Source organism: bacterium (assembly GCA_035527515.1).
Classification (GTDB): Bacteria; B130-G9; B130-G9; order B130-G9; family B130-G9; genus B130-G9.
The window spans coordinates 1-18,201 of record DATLAJ010000069.1; the positions used below are offsets into that span (position 1 = coordinate 1).

14 protein-coding genes are annotated in these 18,201 nt (G+C 57.3%); 5 read left to right on the forward strand and 9 right to left on the reverse strand.

The window, feature by feature from the left end; translation table 11 throughout:
• The 3 genes from VM163_05300 to VM163_05310 all read left to right on the forward strand — a co-directional run.
• On the forward strand, nucleotides 1-637 hold a 637-nt coding region (locus tag VM163_05300; protein HUT03289.1), incomplete at its 5' end, for a hypothetical protein.
• 96 nt (nucleotides 638-733) lie between these two features.
• The gene (locus tag VM163_05305; GenBank protein HUT03290.1) at nucleotides 734-1,960 is read left to right on the forward strand and encodes a HEAT repeat domain-containing protein; all 1,227 of its coding nucleotides are present in this window, start codon (nucleotides 734-736) and stop codon (nucleotides 1,958-1,960) included.
• A complete protein-coding gene (locus VM163_05310) occupies nucleotides 1,961-2,866 on the forward strand; it encodes a peptidyl-prolyl cis-trans isomerase (protein ID HUT03291.1) in 906 nt (301 codons plus the stop codon).
• 415 nt (nucleotides 2,867-3,281) lie between these two features.
• Here VM163_05310 and VM163_05315 read toward each other — a convergent pair whose 3' ends face one another.
• On the reverse strand, nucleotides 3,282-4,199 hold the full coding sequence (locus VM163_05315) for a hypothetical protein (protein HUT03292.1): 918 nt from the start codon (nucleotides 4,197-4,199) through the stop codon (nucleotides 3,282-3,284).
• Between the two features lie 473 nt (nucleotides 4,200-4,672).
• Here VM163_05315 and VM163_05320 point away from each other — a divergent pair, with 473 nt between their 5' ends.
• Both VM163_05320 and VM163_05325 read left to right on the forward strand, forming a co-directional pair.
• A complete protein-coding gene (locus tag VM163_05320; GenBank protein HUT03293.1) occupies nucleotides 4,673-4,918 on the forward strand; it encodes a DUF2442 domain-containing protein in 246 nt (81 codons plus the stop codon).
• Between the two features lie 25 nt (nucleotides 4,919-4,943).
• A complete protein-coding gene (locus VM163_05325; protein HUT03294.1) occupies nucleotides 4,944-5,156 on the forward strand; it encodes a type II toxin-antitoxin system HicB family antitoxin in 213 nt (70 codons plus the stop codon).
• A gap of 96 nt (nucleotides 5,157-5,252) precedes the next feature.
• Here VM163_05325 and VM163_05330 read toward each other — a convergent pair whose 3' ends face one another.
• The 8 genes from VM163_05330 to cysS form a co-directional block, all read right to left on the reverse strand.
• Nucleotides 5,253-7,532 carry an acetate--CoA ligase family protein gene (locus VM163_05330; GenBank protein HUT03295.1) on the reverse strand — a complete coding sequence of 760 codons (2,280 nt, stop codon included), beginning with the start codon at nucleotides 7,530-7,532 and terminating at the stop codon, nucleotides 5,253-5,255.
• A gap of 134 nt (nucleotides 7,533-7,666) precedes the next feature.
• The gene (locus tag VM163_05335) at nucleotides 7,667-9,649 is read right to left on the reverse strand and encodes a hydantoinase/oxoprolinase family protein (protein HUT03296.1); all 1,983 of its coding nucleotides are present in this window, start codon (nucleotides 9,647-9,649) and stop codon (nucleotides 7,667-7,669) included.
• A 44-nt stretch (nucleotides 9,650-9,693) separates the two neighbouring features.
• Nucleotides 9,694-10,923 carry an ABC transporter permease gene (locus tag VM163_05340; GenBank protein HUT03297.1) on the reverse strand — a complete coding sequence of 410 codons (1,230 nt, stop codon included), beginning with the start codon at nucleotides 10,921-10,923 and terminating at the stop codon, nucleotides 9,694-9,696.
• A 116-nt stretch (nucleotides 10,924-11,039) separates the two neighbouring features.
• Nucleotides 11,040-12,182, reverse strand: a complete 1,143-nt coding sequence (locus VM163_05345) for an acyl-CoA dehydrogenase family protein (GenBank protein HUT03298.1) — start codon at nucleotides 12,180-12,182, stop codon at nucleotides 11,040-11,042.
• Between the two features lie 42 nt (nucleotides 12,183-12,224).
• The gene (locus VM163_05350) at nucleotides 12,225-13,073 is read right to left on the reverse strand and encodes a 3-hydroxybutyryl-CoA dehydrogenase (protein ID HUT03299.1); all 849 of its coding nucleotides are present in this window, start codon (nucleotides 13,071-13,073) and stop codon (nucleotides 12,225-12,227) included.
• 113 nt (nucleotides 13,074-13,186) lie between these two features.
• Nucleotides 13,187-14,368, reverse strand: coding sequence for an acetyl-CoA C-acetyltransferase (locus tag VM163_05355; protein HUT03300.1), 1,182 nt, complete (start codon nucleotides 14,366-14,368; stop codon nucleotides 13,187-13,189).
• Nucleotides 14,369-14,395: 27 nt separating this feature from the next.
• Nucleotides 14,396-16,342, reverse strand: a complete 1,947-nt coding sequence (locus tag VM163_05360; protein ID HUT03301.1) for a peptidyl-prolyl cis-trans isomerase — start codon at nucleotides 16,340-16,342, stop codon at nucleotides 14,396-14,398.
• A 168-nt stretch (nucleotides 16,343-16,510) separates the two neighbouring features.
• A partial coding sequence (cysS, locus tag VM163_05365; GenBank protein HUT03302.1) for a cysteine--tRNA ligase occupies nucleotides 16,511-18,201 on the reverse strand: 1,691 nt, incomplete at its 5' end.

Genomic DNA, 18,201 nt, shown 5'->3' on the forward strand with positions numbered 1-18,201 from the left:
GATTGGTGACATCCTGGCATACGCGACCTACATTCCGGACATCTCCGGGGCGGTTGCGGGTAATGCTCAGCTGCTCGATGCGATCGAGGCGAAGCTCGATGCCCAGGACGGCCTGCCCAACGCGATTGGCTACCTGGAATCAAAAATGGACACGATTTCGCCAGAGATTGCTGACATCCTGGCATACGCGACCTACATTCCGGACATCGCCGGGACTGTTGCGGGCAACAGCCAGGCCCTCGGCGCGATCGAGACCAAGATCGATGGCGAGGTTTCGGGTGGTATTGATGACATTAAGTCGTCGGTCTCGACGCTCGACTTCAAGATCGATCAGGTAGAGATGAAGATACTACACGGTCTGCTCGTCGCTGGGGATTATGGTTGCTTGCCCCCAATCATCTTCACGCCCGTCTGTGTCAATCCATACGGCAAGCTTGAGGAGGTTATGTCGTTTGTGAAGATGACATTGGATGACCTGATGGCTATGGGCTATATCCAATATGACAGCAGGTCTTGGGCGGCGTGGTATGCTGGTGAGGCGGCTTATCAAGAGGGGCAATGGTTAACCGCTGGTCAGTGCTTCTACACGTCATATCACTATGCTATGATCGACTGCGGGGCTTGCCAGCAGCAGTAAAGGTAGCTGTTTAAGCTGTTAGTTGAGAATGCCCGGCGCGCATAGTCGCGCCGGGCATTCGCTAGTTCACGTAGATAGGAGAGAGATTCTCTGGACATGATCAGGCGTTGGGCGGTTGTTTTGGGTATAGGGGCTTTTGCGTGCCTCGTCGTAGCGTTTGCGGTGCTTTCGTTACAGCCCAAGAGAGATTCTTCAGGTTTAGATGTGCCCATCAAATATGTAACGCCAGAGAAGCACAGGAAGGCCTTGCCTCATCTTGGGGCGAAGTCTGGTCCTCAGAGCTTGGCTCTGGAATCGCTGTCGGTGGAGGAGCTGATCGAGCTGCTCGGCTCGAAGGACAACGAGGTCACAAAGAGAGCTGCAAGGAAGCTGGAGGGCATGGGCTCTTCGGCGGTCCCAGCGCTCATCAAACGGCTGTCGGAGACTCTCAGCGTGGGCAATGGTTTCAACAAGTTGCGCTGGTGGTGTGTCAATGCGCTGGGCAGCATCAAGGACAAGCGCGCGACTGACGTTCTGGTGAAGTGTGCGGTCATGGACGGGGACCCTCACGCGAGGTGGCGTTCGATCTGGGCGCTCAACGTTATCGGTGAGGAGCGTCGGGCTGTACTTCTAAAGGCGTATCTTAAGAGCAGTAATAAGCTAGAACGTTTCAACGCGGCGACCGCGCTGAGCTCGATGGATATCGACGACGGGGTCAAGGAGATCGAGGAGGCGACCAAGAGCAGCGACATGTGGCTGCGTTGGCAGGCGGTATCAGCGCTTGGTCGGATCAAGAGCCCGGAGACGCTCGCGGTGCTCAAGGATTGTCTGAAGGACCCAGATGGCAGCATTAGGCAGGAAGCGGCGATGTCGCTTGGTCGGCTGAAGAACATCAAGGCGGCACCGGCGCTTGTCGAGGCGCTTGTCGATACAAAGGCCGGAGTGAGGTGGCGTGCGGCGCGGTCGCTGGGCCAGCTCGGGGCCAAGGAAGCCATAGCAGCTCTGGTCAAGCTCTTGGACGACCCAGATGGTTCAGTTCGGGGACAGACGGCGATCGCGCTTGGCGAGCTTGGGTGCAAGGACAGGAGCGTAGCCAGGAAGGTGATCAATATGTTGTCTGACGCTGACAAGGACGTGCGCAGCAAGGCAGCCGTCGCAATAGGCACAATATGCAGTTCCGACGATGTCGAGCCCGTGAACAAGGCCCTTCAGAGCGAGCAGGACGAGCGAGTTAAGCGTAAGCTCGAACGTTCGCTGCGAGCATTGAGGTCCTCCGCCAGAAGATCGTCGCTCATGTCAACGATCGATGATAGGCCTTGCTCGGTGATTTCGAGGGCTGCATAAATGCTGTTCAGAGATTGTGTTAGGAAGGCCTTCATTATCGCAGTTTCAATGTTGTTGTGCCTCGCCGCAGCGAATCTGTTCGCCGAAGAGGTGGGCAACAAAAACGGCCCCACGGCTGAGAGTTCGGATAGCGAGAGAGGCGAGAAGGTGCTGGCCGAGGCTGGTGGCGAGGTCCTTTCTCTTAGCGAGTTCAACAAAAGCCTCGAGCTGCTGGAGTTGCAGGCAAAAGAGGAGCTGACGCTTGAGAAAAAGAAGGCCCTCGTTGAGAACTGGATACTTACTCGGGTCCTCGCCGCGGAAGCGTTGAAGCGTGGCTTCGCGGAGCGAGATGATGTGAAATCGCGCCTCGCGAAGAGCCGTGCGAAGATACTTGCCGAGGAGCTTCTCAGGGAAGAACTGACGAAGATAACGACGACCGAGCAGGACATCAGTGATTACTATGAGTCGCATCGGGATGTGTTCACGATCCCCCAGACTGTCCACCTCGGTGTCATCACGTTGAGAACGCAGGCGGCGGCGGCGGCAGTGCTCAAACGGCTTACAGGGGGCGAGGACTTCGCGAAAGTCGCCAAGTCCGTTTCCATCGACAAGTATAAGGAGGCGGGCGGCGACGCCGGCATTATCGGGAAGTCAGAGAAGCTTCCAGAGTATGTAGGGGCTGCGTTTTACCTTCAAGAGGGCAGTTTGAGCGACGTTATCCCGTGCGAGGAGGGCTACTGCATCCTGAAGGCGATGAGCAAATCCGCGCCGAAGACTCTGACCTTCTCGGAGCTGAGCCCGAAGCTGAAGGCCATGATTGAGAAGCACGCCTTGAAAGAGAAGCGGGCCAGGGCGATTTCGCAGCTTCAGACGGAGCTGGAGAAAAAAGTAGGCGTGAGTCGCAACCTGGCTCTGCTGGGGCAGTAGCAAGAAGGCCGGGGCCTGGGCTGGCCCGTCCCGTGCAGCGATGTCGGAGTCGCCGGTGGGATGGCTCCTTTCACGAGCGAATGTGCCCGACCAAAAATGCCTCCGCTGGTTCTGGCGACTCGTCCACAAGTCTCTCAAAAGCCTCAAGCGCCTCCTCAGTCGCTAGTAGCCTCACCGAGCCACGGCGCTGGTCGGGCCTGGGGGCCAAGCTTCACGCTCTGTGGCGCTTCGCCTTAGATGCTGCTTGTATTCTGACATCCAATGATCGGTCGCGTGTCCAAGGCAAACCTGGGCATCTGTGGTTAAACTCGCCGCGGCAGTGCTCCGATAGTAGTGACAAGCGTTCACGGCGGCCGCTTCAGATTCAGAATCAGTGTGAGTGATCGGGAGTCCAGAACGTTGGAGGCGCCGGGGGCTATAGGGGTGATTTGTAGTAGCCGTTGTGAACCCAATAGGATGCGCCTGTTGAGATGCATTTTTTGCAGACGGGTTGCATCCTCGAAGCGTTGATCTCCTCCAGGGTCAAGTCGAAGATGCTGCCCAAAACGAACTTCTCGACGTATTTCTCTACAAAACAGCAGGTCAGGACGTTGCAGTGCTCATCAAGCGTCAATATGTCATATTGCGGGCATCGATAGGCCTCGGGCATCTTCGCGATGAGGTCCTGCACGTAGAACAACACCAGCTCTTCCGACACTTTTTTCAGCTGTTTGTAGGGCATTGAGCCACACAGGTAGTCCATTGTCATGTCGAAGCCGTTGAAGAGCGCGTAGTAGGGATATAGCCCAATCTCGTGCTTGAGGCCGAATTCGTGGGCGGGCCTCATCTCGTCGAGGTTGAATTGGTAGAGGTGAAATGGAATACTGGCTTCCTGATGAAACCCACACTGCCGGAAATTGTCCACCATCGTTACGATGTTGCGCTTGACCGTCTCGAAATTGAATCCGTGGATTCTGTCATAGGAAGCCTGACTGAAGCCGCACATCGAGAATAGAACCCGTTTCAGATTGACCAAGAGGTCCGGCCGGTCAAATGTTATGAGGATCGAGCAGTTGGTGCTGAGGCCGAATTGTACGTTTGTCGTACTCATAAAATGGATTATTTCTTTGAATTGCGGATTTAGGAACGGTTCGCCCCAGTTATAGAGATCGACCAGAGTGCTTTGGCCGATTATCCCCATTTTGAGCATGTATTCTATGGCTCTTGCGAAGGTCTTAACGTCTATGTGCCCACCCTTTAGCGGCTTCTTGTTCAGGTTTAGGACGCCTGTCTGACACCACGGGCACCTTGCATTGCATTTGCCTGATATGTCGAAGTAAACAAGATCAAACATCTCAGGACCTCGTGAAACGGGGAATCGATAGCTGCTGGGTTCTCATGCTCAAGCGCTCCTCATCCATTCGGACAATACATTGGCGAATACCGTTACACACAACGCGACCAAATCACGTGCTACTACAATTCAGCCCAACAAGCCTAGAATAATATCGGAAATCGCGCCCAAAACATATATGGTTTCCAGCCGGATGGCTTTTGAGGTTAAGCTTGCGGTGATAACATTCCGATCCTCAGATCGAGTTTCTTGGTAGGCTCTCACACTACATAAGGAGGGCGAGACGTTGGGGAATGGACATGCCGCGTGTGAACAATAGGACAGTCGCAAGCGGAGTGATCGATACATTGAATACACTCTCTGGCAAGTCCATTGTTGCGTCGATTCTGAGTGAATGCTGGGACGATCTGGCCAACGATCTGTTCCCGAAGGACAGGAGGATGAGCGTGCTTGCCGAGCGGGACGTTGACGGGATGAGCACGCAAGCGATTGAAGTGCATGCTTTGGCGCAAGAAGTCAGATTCACAGATGACGACATGGTCGTGTCCCTTGTTGATGGGCGATCGGTTTGGGTTCCACTGGAGTGGTTTCCGCGTCTGGCCAAAGCGACTAGAGAGCAATTGGAGAATTACGAGATTCTCGGTGACGGAGAGGGGATACACTGGCCAGACATTGATGAGGATTTAAGCGTCGAAGGGCTGCTGCGCGGCAGTCACTGAGTTCACGGCATTAGGCAGAAACAGCGTGGGTCCGAGATATGAGATCATCTTCTTCTGGAGCGAGGGGGACGACGCGTTTGTGGCTGAGGTTCCGGAGCTTGCAGGCTGCATGGCCGACGGCAAAACGCGACAGGAAGCCCTCCTGAATGCCGAGCAGGCCATAAGGGAGTGGATTGAGACCGCGAAAGAACTCGGCAGACCGATTCCCCAGCCGAAGGGGCGCCTCGCCTACGCATGAGCGGAACGGCGATAGGGCACAATAGCTAAGGCGAGCAATTGAGGCGCATGCTTTAGCGCCCGATGGTAGCGGGACAACACACCCGCTCTACTGGGATTACTGCGTCTTGATCGTCACGAAATGCGACAGGGCCCGGACCGCGCGGTCGATCTTGCGGAAGCAGGGCAGGCCCGCCCTCTCCATCATCGCCACAAACGGGTCGTAGAGCGAACCAGAATCGACCGCAAACACGACCGGCTTGTCTGTGTCCCGGAAGACGCGGACCATCCGGTTAGGGAGGCTCGTCGCGCGGGATATATCCTCTTTGTGCGCATCGCTCTTCTCGAGGTTCTCCAGAAACGGCGTGGGACATACGATCGAGATCACGGCGCATTGGACGTTCTCGTCGTCGATGAGCGCCCGAGAGATGTGCTCAAACGCCTCCGTATTAGCGATTGGCGTCGTGTCTATTGGGTTTTTTGCGACGACAATGCCGGGCGGCAGGAGCCCTTTCAAATCTGCTATCGTTCGAGGCGCGAGCTTGGCAAGCGTCAGGTCTGTGAGGTTGTCGGCCGCCGCAGTCGCCTCGAACCCGGCATTTGAGATTATGCCAACGCCCGGGCCCTGCACTTTCTTGTCCGCAAGCAGCGTGAAGACCTTGAAGTAGTCGAAGAAATCATCGAGCGTCTCGACCACGATGGCGCCAGCCTGGCGCAAGACGTCGCTGTTGAGGGCATAATCGCCCACCATCGCGGCCGTGTGCGAGGCGGCGGCCATTGCTCCCTCCGCCCTCCTGCCAGCCTTATAGACCAGAACCTCCCGCCCGCTTTTCTTGATGTCCTGACACGCCTCGAAGAAGCCGATGCCATCCAGCGGCTTGAAGCCCTCCAGATAGACCGAATAGAGGCTGATCTTCTCGTCCTGCATCAGGTACTCGAGGTAATCGCCTGCTGTCAGGTCAATCTGGTTGCCAAACGAGATCGAATACATCGGATTTATTATGCCATCAAGATTGCTCGCCTGTGTCACGAGATAGGCGCCGCTCTGACTGATTGAGGCGGTGTTCTGGGCGCCCGCAGGCGTAAAGGGCAGCTTATACTTGGGCAGAAAGAAGGTGTTATACTTGCCCGGCAGGGACACGATGCCCAGGCAGTTGCCTCCGTTGACGATGGCGCCTCCGTCCTCATGTTCGTGTCCCTTCTGGACGGCCTCAACCAGCCTCGCCTCAAGCCCCTTGCCCTCGTTGGTCTCCGCGAAGCCGCTGGAGATAAGCGTGATCGAGTGCGTTTTTTCTCGCTCTATCAGTTCGATCATCATGTTCACGCAAGTATCGCCCGCCGGAATCGTCATGACGGTCATGTCGATCTGCTCGGGGAGCTCAGCGATATTCGGGAAGCACTTGCAGCCGTCAATCTCGCTCTCTCTCGGATGGACGATGTATATCTTGTCCTTGGGGACGCCGCCTCCCTCGATAAGGTTTCGCAGTATTATCCGCCCAACGTTCATCGAGCTTGCCGACACGCCTATCACCAGAGCGCTTTTCGGCTCCAGAATCTTCTTGATCTTGTGGACCGGGCGTCGTGTCCTCTTGACCTTCCTGGTGCTGAACCTCAGAAGCGCGTCAACGGCCACGAGCTCGTCCTTACCTGCAACGATGACGGGGTTGAGCTCGCACTCCTCGATCGTGAAGCGATGCTCATCTGAAAGCGCCGAGTACTCGCACGCCAGCTCAGAGAGCGACCTTATCGCAGATGTCAGCCTGTCTTTTGACAGCAGCGGCTCCGTCATGCCCCTGCCACGCTTGAGGAGCTTCTCGCCGGCCACAGTCCCCTCGACCATCCGCACGGTCTCGTCCGGGTCGAGAAACAAGGCTGCGCGGCTGGTGACGCTCCTGCCAGTCTGCATCCATTTCGCGAAGTGCTCGGTGTCGATGCCGCCCAGGCCGAACGAGACGACAGGGCCAAAGGCGTCGTCCTGCCTGAAGCTGAGGATGAGTTCGCGGCCGAGCTGTTGGGGATAGTCGATCAGCTCGGTTATCATCACACCCTTGATATTCGCGGATGGCATCGCCTCCCTGACGTTCTGCACGATCCTCTGAACTGCTGCCCTCAACTTGTCTGCATCGTTGGTGACAAATGCCAGGCCGCCCACATCGGTCTTGTGCAGGACGTCCGGGGACATGACCTTCGCGACGATTGTCTTCGTTTCGAGCCGGGAGACGTCCAGACCGAGCGCGCCCGTCTTGACCCTGTCAATCGGGACAAAAATGGATTGTGGCCGGGCAAAACCAATAGCATCAAGAAGCTCGTAAACCTCATATTCAGTAAGCGTATCCCTGCCATCCGCGTGGACCGCACCCAAAACCTCGTCGATCTTCGTAAAGTCATAATCAGCCATGAATCTGTGCTCCGTGCTGTTCTGGAAAGCCCTCAGTAATCGATTAAGAGCGGAAAGCCCAATGCTGATCGTAGGTTACTGGGCTCGCCAAGTCAATCGGAGGTCGGTGGTTGGCAATCGCAAGACCGGTAGGCTCAGCGCGGGCTGTTTGTCAGAATGAGGTTGCCGAGGCGATCGACCTTGCAGGAGAAGTCGGAAGGCAGGTAGGTCGTCGCCGAATACTCGACTATCACGGCCGGGCCCGGGAGCACGGCGCCCACTTCGAGGCGGTCGCGCTGGTAGAGCGTAGCGTCCATACGCTCGCCGCCCTCGATGATGCGCTGCGTTCCCAGGACGGCATTCCCGCTTGCTCTGGTTTCGTTGTGGATGGGCGTGACGTCGGTCTTGGTGGGCACGACCGCAATGACACGGATGTTGACGGTCTCCCTGGCGTTTTGCTTCTGCACATAGCCATATTCCTGCATGTAGGCCTTGTCGAAAGCCTCCAGATAGCTTGCAGAGAACGGGATGTCGATCTCGTAAGACTGGCCGACATAGCGCATCTCTACACGGCGCTGGATGCGAATGAGTTTCGGGTCAATTCCGTCGGCCGCGAGGTCCTCCTGGGCCTTTAGTTCAAGCTCATGCAGCTCGCGCCTGAGTATCGGGAGATTCTCGTCAGTGGCGGGCATTAGGACAGTTTTCTTGTAGTCGCGAACCACGTCCGCCTCGAGCATCCCCACGGCAGAGAGGATGCCGGGGTCTCGAGGCACGATGACGCACTTTGCCGAGACTGCCCGGCAGAGGTCGCACGCGTGAGCTGGCCCTGCGCCCCCGAAGGCGACGACTGCAAACTCGCGCGGGTCGAAGCCACGTTGGACCGAGACGACCGAGAGCGCTCTCTGCATTGTGGCGTTTGCGACGCGGACGATGCCTTCGGCGGCGGCCTCGACCGAGATGTTCATCCTCTCGGCAAGTTCAGCTATCGCCCTGCGTGCCCGGGCGGGCTGTATCTCAAACTCTCCGCCCAAGAACCAGTGGGGAGAGAGCCGCCCAAGCACGATATTGGCATCTGTTACGGTGGGCAGAACGCCCTTCCCGTAACATGCGGGCCCCGGGTCTGCGCCAGCGCTCTTTGGGCCGACTCTGAGCGCGCCTCCCAGGTCGAGATATGCGATAGAGCCGCCGCCCGCACCTACGGTATGGATGTCTATGACGGGAATAGCTATTGGGCAGCCGGAGACGCTGGTCTTGGTGCTCCAGGTAAGGCCGCCAGCGGCGAGCGAGACGTCGGTTGATGTCCCACCCATGTCCAGCGAGATGATGTTGGGTTCCCCGATCCTCGAGGCGGTCTTCTGGGCCGCGATCGCGCCCCCGGCAGGGCCTGAGAGTATCGTGGCAACAGGCCGCTTGCACGCCGCCGAGAGCGAGATGGACCCACCGTTGGACTGCATCATCTTTATGTGCCAGCCAGGAAGTGCGCAGCTGAGGCGCTCGAGGTACTCGGTTATGGCGGGCGCGACATAGGCATTGACAGCGGTCGTGCTGAAGCGCTCGTATTCGCGGTAGGCAGGCAGCACGTCCGAGGAGGTCGAGACGTGCAGGCCAAGCTGGGCAAGCGCCTGCCGGACACTCCGCTCGTGGTTCGGATTGACATAGGAGAATAGGAGGCACACTGCGACCGACTCTACGGCTGCGCTACGCAGCTTCTCAACGAGCTGCGCAAGAGCGGTATCGGCCAGGGGTTTCAGAACCTCCCCCGTGTAGAGGACTCGTTCGTCGAGCCCGAATATAAGCTCCCTGGGGACAAGAGGAGGGGGTTTCTTGACCGCGAGATCGTATAGAACGGGCCTGGTCTGACGGCCTATCTCGAGGACGTCCTCGAAGCCCGACGTCGTCACCAGAGCAGTCCTCGGGCCCGTCCTTGAAAGTAGGGCGTTGGTCGCAATGGTCGTTCCGTGCACGATGTCGCCACGTTCGCCACGGAGGGCGATGCTCCTCAGACCTTCAACGCTGGCAAGCTCCGGCGACTTTGGCTGCGAGGGGACTTTTTTGATCGAGACCTCTCCTTGCCGGCAGATGATGATGTCCGTGAACGTCCCGCCGGTATCGACGCCTACCCTTACTGTCTCGGCCATTTTACCGTCAACTCCGCCTGCTCAATGGCGCCCTCTCCTCCCAGCTACTCGTAGCGGAGCGCTTCGACCGGATTCAGCCTCGCAGCGCGTATGGCAGGGATGACGCCAGCCGCCAGGCCGATGCCGACCGAGTAGGCAACAGCCATCACAATCGCTTTCATCGACACGACGCTTATGAACTGCATGTCGGCCGTTTTGGAGATGATAGCCGCGATTCCGTGTCCAAGCGCAAAGCCCAGCCCGATGCCGACGGCGCATCCGATAATGCAGAGGATTATCGCCTCAATAAGGAATTGCGAGAATATGAGGAGATTCCGGGCGCCGACCGCCTTTCGGAGGCCGATCTCGCGGGTGCGCTCTGCGACCGAGACGAGCATGATGTTCATGATCCCAACGCCGCCAACGATGAGCGATATGGCGGCTATCCCACCTGTTACGAGCTTGGCTATGAACAGCGCCTCCTCTGCCTTCTGGATCTCCGACTGCGCGGTCCTGACGCGGTATTCGTCTCCGTGGGCCTTGGTGCGCTTAAGAATTGATTTGATGCTGCGCTCTGCCTTTGAGACGTTCAGGCTGTTGTCAACGTTTACGAGCATGTAGTCGATTCTCTCGGAGCCTTTCATTCTATGCTGCGCGGTTGCCGAGGGGATAAGCACGTTGTAGCCCCAGTCGTTGCCGAACACGCTCTTGGTCTTCATTACACCGATGACGACACAGCGAACGTCCGCGACCTTTATGTCCTTGCCGATCGGGTCTGTTCCACTGGGGAACAGGTCATCATAAACCTTGTCGCCGATCACGCAGACCTTTCGCCAAGCTGCCTCGTCCCTCCAGGAGAAGAACCGACCTCGCTCGGTCTCCCAGTCCATCGCCTCGGCATAGGCCGGCAGCGTCCCAAGTATCGAGCAACTGGAGGTGTTCATCTCCCGTGTCGCGTTGCCGCTGACGCCAACGATCGGCAGAACGCTCACAATATGCTCGCTGCAATTCGAGATTCTCTTGACGTCGTTGTTTTCCAGGTAGGCGTCATAAGCTCGCCGCTGCCATTTGCCGTCTCGCCTGACCCAGTGGTGGGGCGGTGAGACCCATATCAGGTTGCTGCCGCCCAGCTTGTCCATCTCGCTGAGGAGCATCTTCCTCGCACCGTCCGAGATCGAGACGATGCCGACAACAGAGCCCACGCCAATTAGTATCCCCAGCATCGTCAGGAACGATCGCAGCTTGTTGGCCGAAAGCTGCGTAAGCCCGACCAATATCGGTTCCGTGAGTATCAATTGTGCCCCCGCCAAGAGCGCCGTACCCGTTGCCACCTAACAAGCCAGGCCCGCATCGGAAGGCTACTCAATCCTCGTATGAACTATCGATTCTCCATCGCTGTGCTGCCGATACCTTACTTCAAAAGCGACCGAGCGATGATCGTGCGCATGATCTCCGAAGTCCCCTCGTAGATCTCGGTGATCTTAGCCTCACGGTAGTACCTTTCGACCGCGTATTCCTTCATGTAGCCGTAGCCGCCATGAACCTGAACCGCGAGGCGCGTGGCGTTGACGCACGTTTCCGACGCGAAGAGTTTTGCCATCGCCGCCTCCTTGCTGAAGCGTTTGCCCTGTCCTTTGACATGGGCGGCGCGGAGTGTAAGAAGCCTCGCCGCGTCTGTCTGAGTCGCCATATCCGCGATCATGCACTGGACGGCCTGGAAGCTCGAGATCGGCCTGCCGAACTGCTCTCTGACCTTGGCGTATTCGATGCTCTCTTCAAGGGCAGCCCTTGCTATCCCGACCGACTGAGCCGCGATCCCGATTCTGCCGCCGTCGAAGCCGATAAGGCCGATCTTGAAGCCCTGGCCCTCTTGGCCGAGCAGGAGGTCCTTGCTCACTCGACAATCTGTAAGCACTAGCTCGGATGTGCAAGATGCATTCAATCCCATCTTGCGCTCGATGGTGCCCACCTCAAGCCCAGGCGTGCCCCTGGGAATGATAAAAACCGACATCCCCTTGTGGCCCTTAGCGCGGTCTGTCGAGGCAAACAGGATAATCAGGTCAGCGTAGGCGCCGCCCGTCGTGAATATCTTGTTCCCGTTCAGGACATACTCGTCCCCATCGCGCACGGCAGTGGTGCAAACAGCGCCAGCGTCCGAACCTGCCCCCGACTCTGTAAGTGAGAAACAGCCAATGGTCTCACCCCTTGCCAGCGACGGGAGAAAGCGACTCTTCTGCTCCTCGGTGCCGAACATCAAGATCAGCTCGCAGACGAGCGAAACGTGGATCGACATGATCACCCCGCAGGACGCATCGCCGCGCGATATCTCCTCAACGGCGAGAGCATAGCTGACGGGGTCCATCGCTGCGCCCTCGTACTCCTCCGGAAGCGTCATCCCCAAGAACCCGAGCTCACCCATCTTCTTGAGAATGTCCGCCGGCCAGAGCGACTCCTCGTCGAGCTTCTGCGCAACAGGTTTAAGCTCCTTCTCCGCAAAATCGCGCGCCATGTCCCGCATCATCTGCTGGTCTTCCGAGAGCTCAAAATCAATCACTGCTCATGTCTCCTTATCAACAAGTTTAGGATCTGCCTATTATCAATAATCGTAGAAGCCCTTGCCGCTCTTGCGGCCCAAATAGCCCGCATCTACCATCTTCCTCAAAAGCGGACATGGACGATACTTCGGGTCCCCGAACCCCTCGTAGAGCACGTTCAGTATCGAAAGGCAAATGTCCAGCCCGATCAGATCAGCAAGCGCAAGGGGTCCCATCGGGTGGTTCATCCCGAGCTTCATGACGGTGTCGATCGCATCCGCCGTGCCCACACCCTCATAAAGCGCAAAGACCGCCTCATTGATCATCGGCATCAGGACGCGGTTCGAGACGAACCCAGGGGCATCGTTGACCTCAACCGGGGTCTTGCCGAGCTTCTCCGCGAGCTCCTTTGTTACGCGGAAAGTCTCGTCCGAGGTCGCAATGCCGCGGATTAGCTCAATCAGCTTCATCAGCGGCACAGGATTCATGAAGTGCATTCCGATGACCCTGTCCGGCCGATTGGTCTGCGCTCCAAGCTTCGTTATCGAGATCGACGATGTGTTTGACGCAAAGACCGTGCTTTGTGGGCACAGAGCGCCGAGCGTCTTGAATACCCCGATCTTGACGCCGAGGTCCTCGAAGACCGCCTCGATCACAAAATCAACGTCCCGAAGCGACTCGAGCTGCCCGGAAGGGCTGATGTTCGCCAACGCAGCGTCGTGCTGCTCCTTAGTGATCCTTTCCTTGGCCAGAAACTTGCCGAGGCTCTTTTCTATCGACTTGATGCCTCGGTCTATGAGCTCTTTCTTGGTGTCGTGTAGCAGGACCTTGTGTCCCGTAAATGCAAGCACCTGGGCAATGCCACTTCCCATTGTTCCTGCCCCGACAACACCTACCGTCCCTATATCCATGAAGCTGCTCCTTTTACTTCAGTGAAGATGTTTGCTGATGCGACGTTTTCTTCATCTCATAAGGCTATTAGCAGCCCACACGCTTAAACCAGCCAGATGACAGCCCAATGCTCTTACCTCTCAACCACCATCGCGACTGCGTTGCCACCGCCGAGACAAAGCGCCGCCAAGCCTCGCTTCAGGTTGTCAGCCTCCATTTGGTAGAGCAATGTCGTCAGTATCCTCGCACCACTCGCACCGATAGGGTGTCCGAGCGCAACCGCGCCGCCGTTGACGTTGACCTTGGCGTAGTCGAGCCCGAGCTCTTCGCAGCAGGCGATCGCCTGCACGCTGAACGCCTCATTCAGCTCAACCAGGTCGATGTCATCAAGTTTGAGATTCGCCTTCTGAAGGGCCATCCGAACCGCCGGGACAGGTGCCATCAGGACATCCTCGGGCGCCATGCCTGACGTGGCATAGCTCACGATCCTCGCCATCGGCGTCAGGCCTCGACTGGCGGCCTCATCGGCGCTCATCACGATCACTGCCGAGGCGCCGTCGTTGACGCTGGGGGCATTGCCAGCCGTTACCGTCCCGTCCTTCTTGAAGACTGGACGCAGCTTAGCAAGCTTCTCCAGCGAGGTGTCTGCCCGGGGCCCCTCGTCGGTGTCAACGACGATGGCTTCGCCCCTGCGCTGTGGGATTGTAACAGGGGCGATCTGGCTCTTGAACCTGCCGGCCTTGATCGCGGCGACCGCCTTTTGATGGCTCTTGACGGCGTATTGGTCCTGTCGCTCTCGCGATATGCCGTACTTCTCAGCGGTTATCTCGCCAACGTAGCCCATGTGATAATCGTTGAAGGCGCACCACAGGCCGTCGTGAATCATCAGATCGACCAGCTTGCCGTTGCCGAGTCTGTAACCGAATCTGGCCTTGAAAAGAGCGTAAGGGGTGTTGCTCATCGACTCGAGCCCGCCAGCAATGACGACCCCAGAATCACCCAGCTTGACTGCCTGTGCGGCCAGCACGACCGCTTTAAGTCCACCGCCGCAGACCTTGTTGATCGTCAGCGCCGCGACCTCATTCTTCAGGCCGCCAAAAAGCGCCGCCTGACGCGCGGGCGCCTGTCCCAGGCCCGCGCTGACGACGTTCGACATTATTATCTCGTCGAAATCCTCCGGAGGAATGCCCGAGCGTTTCAAGAGCGACTCGACAACGATCGCCCCGAGTTTAGGTGCAGTTACTTTAGTAAGTGTGCCACCAAGTGACCCGACCGGCGTTCGGACTGCGTGTGTGATTACAGCTTCTACGCTCATCTTTGCCTCCTCTAGTGAAAACGTGACTTAACTAGCAGCGCCGGCCTGGCCGGCGGGTTGTTGCATATTGAGGAACGCAGGGTCGATATATATGTCCGCCTTGTCCTTTAGACCCTCGAGCCAGGCCGCAAGGGCCTTGTCCTCTTTGTTCGACCGCATCTCTTGCACCAGTTGAGGCTTCTTTCCGGCGAACTCATCTGGATTGAACTGGGAGTGCTCAACCACACTGAAAACCACGTAGCGGCTGCGGAGATTGATCGGGCCGCCCACGCCGCCAACCTTCGCCTCAAATGCCTTCTTGACGAACTCATCGCTCTGGCCGATGCCTCGCACATAGCCGTCCTTAGTGAACGGGTTGGTCTCCTTGACCGTAAGGCCCCACGCTTTTGCCGTCTTGTCGAACGACGCCTGGTCCTTCACCTTCTGCGCAAACTCGGTCGCCTTCTTCTGGGCAATATCGTCGCTCTCTCGTCTAGTCCAGTCTCGCTCGACCTTCTCCTTAGCCTGGTCAAACGGCAGGACCATCGAGGGCTTCTCGCCGAGCAGCTTCATCACAAAATACCGGTCCCTGCCCCCAACCACCGGACTGACCGCGTCCTTCGACAACCCCAACGCAGCGCTTGCAAACTGAAACGAGCGCCCAATCCCCTTGATCTCGCCCGAGCGATCGAAGAAGTCCGTCGTCACAACCTCAAGGCCATTTGCCTTTGCGAACCCCTCAAGATCATTCGATTCTCCTATCTGCTTATGCAGATTCTCCGCCGCTTCTTTGGCCAACTCGAGCGACTTTTCGCCCGTCAACTTCGCCCGGACATCCTCCTTCACCTCGTCGAAATTCTTGAGCTGGGCCTCTTTGCTGCCCTCGAGCTTGATGATGTGATAGCCGAACTTAGTCCTGACAACGTCGCTTATCTCGCCCACCTTCAGCGCGAAGGCAGCGTCCTCAAAGGGCTTGGCCATCTGACCCCGACCAAAGAAGCCCAGGTCGCCGCCCTTCGGGGCAGAAGGCCCCTCAGAGCTCTTCTCGGCCAGCTTGGCGAAATCCTCACCCGCACTCGCTCTGACCAACAATGCCTCGGCTTTCGTCTCGGCTGCATGCTCAACTTCCTTGCTCGCCCCCTCGGGAACCTTGATCAGGATATGCCGGGCGCGCACCTGCTCCTCTTGCGTGTATTCCTTTTCGTGATCGTCATAGTAATCGCGGAGATCGTCCTCCGTCAGCTGCACCTGCGACTTGTAGCCCTTGGGCTCGAAGAGCACATACTCAACATTCACCTCCCGCGGGCTCTTGTATTCTTCCTTCTGCGATTCGTAAAGCTCTTTGAGCGCAGCGTCGCTCGGTTTAAGACCCTTGCCAAGCTCCCTACCGTTGAACTCGACAAACTTGCAGCTGACCTTCTCGTTCTCCTTGATGTATTTGGCTTTGACCTCATCGTCGGTTATCCTGACCGTCGCGCGGATGAGGTCCTCAAGCTTCGTGAGCTTCTGACTCTGTCGAACACTGTTCTCATAAGCCTCTGGAGGCACCCGCTGCATCGAGAGAAGCCGCATGTAAAAATCAGGCCTGAACTTGCCATTCTCGTCCAAAAAAACGGGCGTCTTCTCAATGACTGACCTGACCTCGGCATCGCTCACCACAATCCCCAAACTGTCGGCCTGGTGGAGCAAGAGGTGCCGGCGAATCAGCCCCTGCATGACGCGATTGGGAAGGTTTAGGTTCTCCAGCATTTCAGGCGTCAACTGATCCTTGTAAATGCTGCGGTAGTAGTCCGCATAACGCCGCATTGCAGATTGATACTCGCCGGGGGTTATCTGCTCCCCGTTGACCGACGCCATCACAGAGCTCTCATCGTGGCTAATCCCACGATCACCGGCGCCCCAGACGAGGAATATCGTTCCGACGAAAGCCGCTATCACAATCCAAAGGAGCACAGAAAGTTTCTTCATATGCTTGCGCATCGCCAGCAGCACCATCTCTAGTTCCCTCCTGAGATAGATGTGAAACTGCGCAGGCATTCTGAGCCATAAACCGCACCCTCGGCAGAACCCGGCACATCCCTCAAAGCAAAGCGAGCATCCATTCTAGCCCCCAAACAACTCCATGTCGCCCGCCTTTCAACGGGAGACCCGCCGAACCCTAATTCACTGCAAACGCTTGATCCTGATCCCATCCTTTGTGTCCTCTATAATGATTCCCCTGTCTCTCAACTGCTCACGAAGTCTGTCTGCATAGGCCCAGTCCCGGGACCTCCGCGCCTCACGTCGCATCTTGATGAGTTCATCCTCCTCTTGCGAGAGCTCAACCTCCTCACCAAGCTCAATCACGCCGACCACAGAGTTAATACGCTCAAGAAGGCTCTCAATGGAGCTCCTGTCATTCTCGCTTATCTCCCCCCCATGCATCAGCTCGTTCACTGATCTGATAAATGTGAAAAAAACGCCCATAGCTTCTGAAATGTTGAGGTCGTCGTCCATCGCCGCCTCGAACTCGCGCTCGCATTCACTGATGGACTGCGCGACCGCGGGACCGTCGCTATTTGAACAGCTGGCCGAGCGCAGGCTTCTCACGAAGCCGTCTATCCTTGCAAGCGGACCCGCTGCCTGCTGTAGCGCATCAAGGCTGAAGTTCAGCTGCTTGCGGTAGTGCGCGGACAGTAGGAAGTAGCGAACTTGACGTGGTTCGTAACCCATCGCGGTGATCTCACGCAACGTGTAGATGTTGCCGGCCGATTTGGCCATCTTGCTCCTGTCCATCAAGAGGTGCTCTGAATGCAGCCAATAGCGGGCAAGCGGTTTCCCTGTCGCCGCCCTGGACTGTGCGATCTCGTTCTCGTGATGGGGGAACATGTTATCGACTCCGCCGGTGTGGATGTCAAACGTCTCCCCCAGGTATCTCATGCTCATTGCAGAGCACTCGATATGCCAACCCGGCCTACCAGTGCCAAGCTCTGTGTCCCAAGACGGCTCACCCGGTTTCGCCGCCTTCCAAAGCGCAAAATCCCTAATGTCCTGCTTCTCATACTCGTCCCGGTCAACCCTAGAACGAACCTGACAAAGAGTCGGTTTCACCCCCGTAAGAGCACCGTAAGGCTTAAACTTGCTCACGTCAAAGTAGATCGACCCATCGCTCTCATAAGCATACCCATTGCGCAGTATCCGCCCTATCAGCGACACCATATCCCCAATGTGCTCCGTCGCCCGTGGATAATGCTCAGCCAGCTCGATCCCTACCGCCGAGATGTCCTCGAAAAAAGCCCTCGTGAAACGCGACGTGAACTCGCCAAGCGAAATCCCCTCCTCGTTGGCGCCCTTTATAGTCTTGTCGTCAATGTCAGTCACGTTCATCACTTGTGTTACCTTGAAACCTTTGAACTTGAGATACCGCCTCAGCAGGTCCTCAAACAAGAAAGTGCGTAGGTTCCCAATGTGAATGTAGCTATACACCGTCGGGCCGCAGGTGTAGAGCCCAACGTTGGGCGGATTCAGAGGAACGAACTCCTCATCCCTGCGACTAATGGTGTTGAACAAATGTAACATCCCGAAACTCTCGCTTACTAATTGGCCGCTGGGCCCAGAGCAGAATAAGTCGCCACCTCTGGGCAGCGACTTTAGGCGGACCTCCTCCGACCCCGCACTCTCTACATTCAAAATAGCACAACCTCGCTCATCCTTGCAAGCCACAGGAGCTTCCCCGACAATCAGATTGGAGCGCGGAACGTTGCGGCTGCCTCGCGGATGGAGGGCAGAAGCTCTTGCCCGAAGGGCAGACCATGGGTAGCCGCAGGCGTAGCCTGACGGTGCGAATACCGCCACAATCCCCCTCCCCGTTGCGT

Coding starts and splice junctions, on each gene's coding strand:
- VM163_05360 (HUT03301.1), bottom strand. CDS start 16,342: ATGGTGCTGCTGGCGATGCGCAAGCATATGAAGAAACTTTCTGTGCTC.
- VM163_05330 (HUT03295.1), bottom strand. CDS start 7,532: ATGGCTGATTATGACTTTACGAAGATCGACGAGGTTTTGGGTGCGGTC.
- VM163_05310 (HUT03291.1), top strand. CDS start 1,961: ATGCTGTTCAGAGATTGTGTTAGGAAGGCCTTCATTATCGCAGTTTCA.
- VM163_05320 (HUT03293.1), top strand. CDS start 4,673: ATGAGCACGCAAGCGATTGAAGTGCATGCTTTGGCGCAAGAAGTCAGA.
- VM163_05355 (HUT03300.1), bottom strand. CDS start 14,368: ATGAGCGTAGAAGCTGTAATCACACACGCAGTCCGAACGCCGGTCGGG.
- VM163_05315 (HUT03292.1), bottom strand. CDS start 4,199: ATGTTTGATCTTGTTTACTTCGACATATCAGGCAAATGCAATGCAAGG.
- VM163_05305 (HUT03290.1), top strand. CDS start 734: ATGATCAGGCGTTGGGCGGTTGTTTTGGGTATAGGGGCTTTTGCGTGC.
- VM163_05335 (HUT03296.1), bottom strand. CDS start 9,649: ATGGCCGAGACAGTAAGGGTAGGCGTCGATACCGGCGGGACGTTCACG.
- VM163_05350 (HUT03299.1), bottom strand. CDS start 13,073: ATGGATATAGGGACGGTAGGTGTTGTCGGGGCAGGAACAATGGGAAGT.